The organism is Streptomyces sp. NPDC002730 (genome assembly GCF_042888805.1).
Classification (GTDB): domain Bacteria; phylum Actinomycetota; class Actinomycetes; order Streptomycetales; family Streptomycetaceae; genus Streptomyces.
This window is the reverse complement of sequence record NZ_JBIAQG010000026.1, coordinates 46,024-52,128: the sequence shown is the minus strand read 5'-3', so window position 1 is coordinate 52,128 and position 6,105 is coordinate 46,024. Positions and strand designations below refer to the sequence as shown.

General features: G+C 67.8%; 3 protein-coding genes. 1 reads left to right on the top strand and 2 read right to left on the bottom strand.

Annotation, left to right across the window (positions count from 1 at the left end):
• Window positions 1-2,760, bottom strand: a 2,760-nt coding sequence (locus tag ACFYXH_RS40390; protein ID WP_389574257.1) for an amino acid adenylation domain-containing protein, incomplete at its 3' end; no start/stop codon positions are given.
• A gap of 6 nt (window positions 2,761-2,766) precedes the next feature.
• Window positions 2,767-5,283 carry a Pls/PosA family non-ribosomal peptide synthetase gene (locus tag ACFYXH_RS40385; RefSeq protein ID WP_389574254.1) on the bottom strand — a complete coding sequence of 839 codons (2,517 nt, stop codon included), beginning with the start codon at window positions 5,281-5,283 and terminating at the stop codon, window positions 2,767-2,769.
• A gap of 582 nt (window positions 5,284-5,865) precedes the next feature.
• Between ACFYXH_RS40385 and ACFYXH_RS40380 the strand changes: the two genes are divergently transcribed.
• The gene (locus ACFYXH_RS40380; RefSeq protein WP_389574252.1) at window positions 5,866-6,054 is read left to right on the top strand and encodes a hypothetical protein; all 189 of its coding nucleotides are present in this window, start codon (window positions 5,866-5,868) and stop codon (window positions 6,052-6,054) included.
• Window positions 6,055-6,105: the final 51 nt, after the last annotated feature.

The window sequence follows — 6,105 nt, the reverse complement described above, 5'->3', positions numbered from 1 at the left end:
GGCCAACGCCGTGCCCGAGGAGTGGCCCCACAGCAGGATCCTGGTCAGGCCACGCCGGGTGATCTCGGCGATGACCTGTTCAACCACCTCTGCGACCGACGCGAACGGCTCGCTCCCGCCGGGAGTATCGGAATCGCGCACGTCGACGGCGTAGACCGCTGGTCCGCCGGCCGGCAGTGCCCTGGCCAGCGCCTGGAAGTGCATCGCATCGCCGCCGGCGCAGGGGAAGCCAACCAGAGCACCTGCTTGACCACCGTCACTTTCCGTCAGTTGCTGCAGCACGGAGCTCCGGTCGGACCGGCCGTCGACCAGCCCGGCCAGATCGGCGAGCACCGGGTGACGGGTGACGTCCTTGAGGGAGACCATTCGGTCCAGCGAGATGGCGAGCCTCACTGCCGACAGTGAGGTGCCGCCCCGGTCGAAGAAGTGGTCCCGTCTGCTGATCCGGTTCTGTGGGATGCCGAGGACCTTGGCCCACGTGGCGGCCAGCCGCTGTTCGGTCGGCGTGCTGGGTGCCTGGTAGGCCTCCTCGACTGTGTCGAGTTCTTCGGCGAGTGAGGCCAATGCTCTCCTGTCGATCTTGCCATTGGCCGTCAGCGGCAGACTTTCCCGCCAGTGGAAGACCGACGGGACCATGTACTCGGGCAGCGACTCGCTCAGCCGGTCCCGTAGGAAACCGGACTTCAGCAGGAGCGGACCCGAGTAGAAGGCCACCAGGAACTTGCTGCGGCCGGTCCGCTCGGCGACCACTACCGCGCCGTCGCGGACATCAGGGAGGCGCAGCAGGGTGTTCTCGATCTCGCCGATCTCGATCCGGAACCCGCGGATCTTGACCTGGGCATCCCGGCGGCCGAGGAACTCCAGCTTCCCCGACGGGTGCCAGCGGCCGAAGTCACCGCCCCGGTAGAGCCGCCGGCCCTTTCGGTGTGGATCCGCCATGAAAGCCAGCCGGGTGCGCTCCGGGTCGTTCACGTACCCGCGGCCGACGCAGACCCCGGAGAAGACAATCTCACCGGGGGCGCCGAGCGGCACGGGTGTGAGGTGTTCGTCGACGACGTACACGTGGACGTTGTTGACCGCGCGGCCGAGCAGGATCCGGTCCGGCACCCGGTCCATGACCTCGTGGTTGGTGTCGTCGGAGGTCTCCGTCAGCCCGTAGGCGTTGACCAACTTGATCCCGGGTTCTGCCGCGAACCAGCGCTGGGTGAGCTCCTTCTTCAGCGCCTCACCGGTCACCGAGACGCACCGCAGGTCCGGCAGTTCGCGGGGGCGCTGCTCCAGACTGGACAGCACGACTTCAAGGTAGGACGGCACGACTTGGAGCACGCCGACCCGGCCGTCGACGATCGTGTCGAGGAACTGTTGGGCGTCCAGGATCGCCTCCTGCTCGACCAGCAGGGTCCGCCCGCCGACCAGGAGCGCGGAGAGCAGTTGCCACAGCGAGATGTCGAAGCACTGCGGTGCGGTCTGGGCCACGACCTGGCCCTCGCCGATCCCCAGATCGTCGATCTTGGCGTAGAGGTGGTTGAGCATGCCCGCGTGCTCGCACATCGCGCCCTTCGGCTCGCCTGTGGAGCCGGAGGTGAAGTAGATGTAGGCGAGCTGGTCCGGCGCGACGTCGATGCCGGGATCACCGTCGGGATGGTCTTCTTCGTAGGCCGCGTCGATGACCAGCGTCTGGACTGCGGGCAGCGAGTCGAGGGCCTGGTCGAGGGTGGTGGTGCTGCCCGGTTCGGTCAGCACGAGCCCGCATTCGGCGCGGGAGAGCGTGGTCGCGATGCGCCCGGCCGGGAAGTGCGGCTCGATGGGCAGGTATGCGCCGCCGGCCTTGAAGACCGCCAGCACGGCGGCCAGCCAGTCCAGGTTGCGCTCCGTCACCACCGCCACGACGCCCTCGCGGCCAAGGCCGCGGGCCAGCAGGGCGCGTGCCAGCCGGTTCGCGCGGGCGTTGAGTTCCCGGTAGGTCCACTGCCTCTCGCCGTGCACGGCTGCGACGGCATCCGGATGCGCCCGCACCCGCTCCTCGAACAGCTCGTGCACCCGGCGGTCCGGCAACTCCCGGCGCGGTCCGGCCAGCCCCTCGAGCTGGAAGCGGAGTTCCTCGGCGGACAGCAGACTCTGCCGCCCGTGCTCGGCGTCCGGATCGGCGGCGATCAGTGCGAGTGCGGTGAGGTGGTAGCCGGCGATCCTGGCGGCGCAGTCGGCGTCCAGGGCGTCGGTGCGGTAGCGCAGCCGCAGCGCGAGCTGGTCGCCGTCCTGTGAGATTCCCACCTCCAGCACGGTGTCCTCGGCGATGTCGCCGCCGCCTCCGGTGAGGTCGAGCACGGTTTCGAACGGCGCTTGGGTCAGGCCCAGTTCGCGCCTGAGGTCATCGACCGGGAAGTCCTTGTGCGACAGCAGTTCCGAGGCGACTTGATGGGTGTTCAGCAGCAGCGCCCGCCACGAGCCAGGTGCGGTGGTCAACCGACACGGCAGCGGTCGGCCGGCATCGGCGGCGGCGACGTAGCCGGTGGTGACCTCCTGCTCGCCGGACAGTGCCGAGAGCACCTTGGCATGCGCGGCCAGCAGTACCGAACCGAGCGGCAGTGCCAGCTCGTTCGCCAGTCGGTGCGACGCCGCCACGACGTGGTCCGGGATCGCCGCCTCGTGCTCGACGACGCCCGGCACCGGATTGAGCGTCCACCGCGGGATCTCGGTGAATCCACCGGCAACGAGCACACCGCGCCAGAACTCCACGTTGGCATTCACGGGCGTTCCCATGGTGGTCTACTTCCACTCCTCGCCGCTGTTCCGGCGGATCTGCCGGGCCGGATTGCCGCCCCACCGCGCGTGCTCCGGGACGACCTCGCCCTTCATGAGGAAGGAGTCGGGGGCGAGCACAGCGCCGTTGCCGATCGTCACGCCGTAGTGGACGAAAGCACCGACCCCGAGGGTGCAGCCGGAGCCGATCGTGCTGCGGTCGGACTTGAAGGTGCCGTCCTCCTGCGAGTGGCACTGGATGACGCTCCCCGCGTTGAGCGTGCAGCCGTCCCCGATGGCGACCATCGTTCGCTCAGTCAGCATGCAGCCGTCGTCGAAGACCCTGCGGCCTAGCTGGACACCCAGCAGGCGCCAGATCACGTTCTTGAACGGGGTGCCGTTGAAGACCCGCAGATATGTCTCCGACGGCACCTTCCAGAAGCGCTCACGCCGCCAGAAGCGGAGGTCGTAGATCGAGCAGAAAAGCGGACCCAAGGGGTGCAACACCGTGACGGCACGTTCGACCAGCACGAAGTACACGGCAGTGAACGGAAGTACGAGGACGTAGGCCAGTGCGATCGCCGACGCACCAAACGAGGCGTAGAGGTCCGCGGCGCCCGAGAGGAGCAGGGTGACACCGAACAAGTGGATCCATCCCACCAGCAGGAACAGCCCCATGGTGGCGGCATTGTGCCTGTTCTTGGATGCGAGGCGGCTGCGCAGCTTCTCGCCGCTCTTCAACCCGTCGAACGTGCTGTCCCGCTGCACCGATCGCGGAATCTCGAAGCTGGGCGAGCCGAGAAGCCCGACACCCTCCCGGATCTCCCCGTCGACAGGGACCATGACCTTCGTGGCGAGGAGGCAGTTGTCGCCCGTCCTGCCCCGCGAGGGGTAGGCGATCCTGTTGCCGAGGAAGTTGCGTGCTCCGATCGACGCCCGGGACACGCGAAAAGAGGTGCTCGAGAAGTCGGCGTTGATGATCGACAGACCGTCGGCGACCATCGTTCCGCTCCCGACGGAACTCAGGTACGGGGTTTCGTGCCTCACCTCCGTACCGAAGTTCGACCCGGTCTGCTCGATCCTGGAGAGGTCGTACCCGAGGAAACGCAGATAGTGGACGATGCAGGAACTGTCGCCGAACAGGCGCGTCAGGAACCTCCTGTTGGTTACGAACGCGATCGCCCGGTGCACCCCGTAGTGGAAGCCGTACAGGGGATAGACCCTGCCAGGTGTGATGGCCCGGCCGAGCAGGCGGGGGACAGTGGCCAGGACGAGAAGAAGTAGGGGCACAGCGCCGAAAAAGAGCACGGCGGAGGCCGCCAGAGTGTCGAGGAAGAACGTCCAGCTCGTGAGGACCGCAGGCCCCGGTTCCAGGACCGCGTGGAGCTGCGGGGCCAGAGCGAGCAGCATGCCCGCGCCGCCGACCGCCAGCGGCACGTACAGGAGCAACACGGCCAGAAGCTGCAGGACGCTGTGGGTCGCCCTTCTCAGGCCACCGCAGCCGGCCGGGCCCACCACCTGGTACTCCACCTGGGTGGGCTGCGCCGGTGAGCCGTGCCAGTGCTCGCCGTCAGGCACCGCCTGACCACTGTGCAGGGAGGATGCATGGCCGAGCTGAGCCCCGTTGCCCAGCGAGGTCTCGATGTCGAGCACGGTGGCCTCGCTGACGACCACGTCCTTCCCGAGGTTGACCCGGCCCACCTGGATCATGCCGGCGCGAGCCCGGTAGCAGTTGAAGAACGAGTCCTTGCGGATGACTGTGCGGTCGCCGATGACGAGGAGATCGGTGCACACGGGCACATTCCGCGAGAAGACCGCGACGCCCCGCCCGATTCTCGCGCCTAGCGCCTTGAGATAGAGCGCGTAGAGCGGCGAACCAACGAACAGGACCAGCGGGTCCGACCGGACCAGCGTCTTGACGATCCAGAAGCGGACGTACGCCAGGCTCCAGATGCGGATCTGTCGCGGCTTCCACCGACCGATGAGGGTCCATTTCACCAGGATCGGAAGGGCGCACAGAACCAGAAGGCCTGCAGCGCCGAACACGATCGATCGCAGATAAACGTCGATCACGCCCGACCCGGCGGAGATCCACTCGTAGCCCCGAGCGGTGACGAGCGCGAGGAGGTAGGAGTATCCGAGGAAAGTCAGGAGCTGCAGGGCGCCGCACAAAGCGTACTGGGGCATCCCCGCCGGTGCCGCTGACACCGAGGCCGACGGCTCGACCGGGGAGTCGGGCGCTGAGTCCGCCAGCGCCGTCGCCAGGCTCCTGATCGTCGGATGCCGGTAGATGTCCTTCATCGATACCGACGGCAGGTCCGCGCGCTTCCTCACCCGCGCGCAGAAATGCGCCATCACCAACGAGTCGGCGCCCAGTTCGTCGAAGAAGTGACTGTCGGCCGACACCCGCCCGACGCACACGACGTCAGCCAGCACCTCGGCGAGGATCCTCTCGGTATCAGCGGCCGGTTCGTCATACCCGCCCCGAAGGGGTGGGGACTCCTCCTGGCCGGAGGTCAATGCCTCGACCGGGTTTCCGACCATGTGAGCTCCCTGGAGAAGTTGCGGCCGCCACCCGCCACCACGGGCCCATGTTCCGGGCCCCGGCGCTGCACCCCGGCAAGGGTCGGGGCGTGCGACCCGTACGGTGGGTAGCCTTCCGGGCGCGGACGGTGGGCCGGTCGGGGGGCTCCCCAATCCGGTTCCGTGGATGCTCGACGCGAGCCGCAGACGGATGTCTCACTTGTTATTCGGCAGACGCGGCTACAGGGATTGCGTATTTCGGCACTTATCTCACATGTCGGTCTCTATCTCGAGGAATGGACAACCGGCAAGCCGGGACGCGGCGACCGCTGGGGCATGCGCCACCGGGGAAGACGGACCGGGAGGGCCGAGAAACAGGTGAGGATCGCCGAATCGGACGCGGCCACCAGAACCGCCAGGGCAGTGGGGGTAACCAAGGCCATGGATGAGTACGGCCCGATCGATCACTACTAGGGGTGACGCCCCGTGCCGGTTCGGTCCACCGGTCCTCCCCGCGCCGGACTTCGGCACACGGACCGACGGAGCCACCCATTCCAGTCAGCTGGCCGGCTTGTGCGTCGGAAGGCCCTGCGCGTCAGCGTGATGGAGCTGCTGGAACCGGTGGTTGAGGTCACGGTCACCGTGCCGGAAGACGCCGTATGCGGGGTGCTCGGCGACCTGGCGGCACGGCACGGGGTCTTGTCCGGACCGACCCATGCTCGCGTGCCGGTCGCAGAGCTGACCAGTCTCGGGGTCGGCCTCAGGACGTGCACATCACCCTTTCGGCAATGAGCGCGGAGAACTGGGGCGGCAGCAGCCTGCCGAAGATCAACGCGGTCAGCG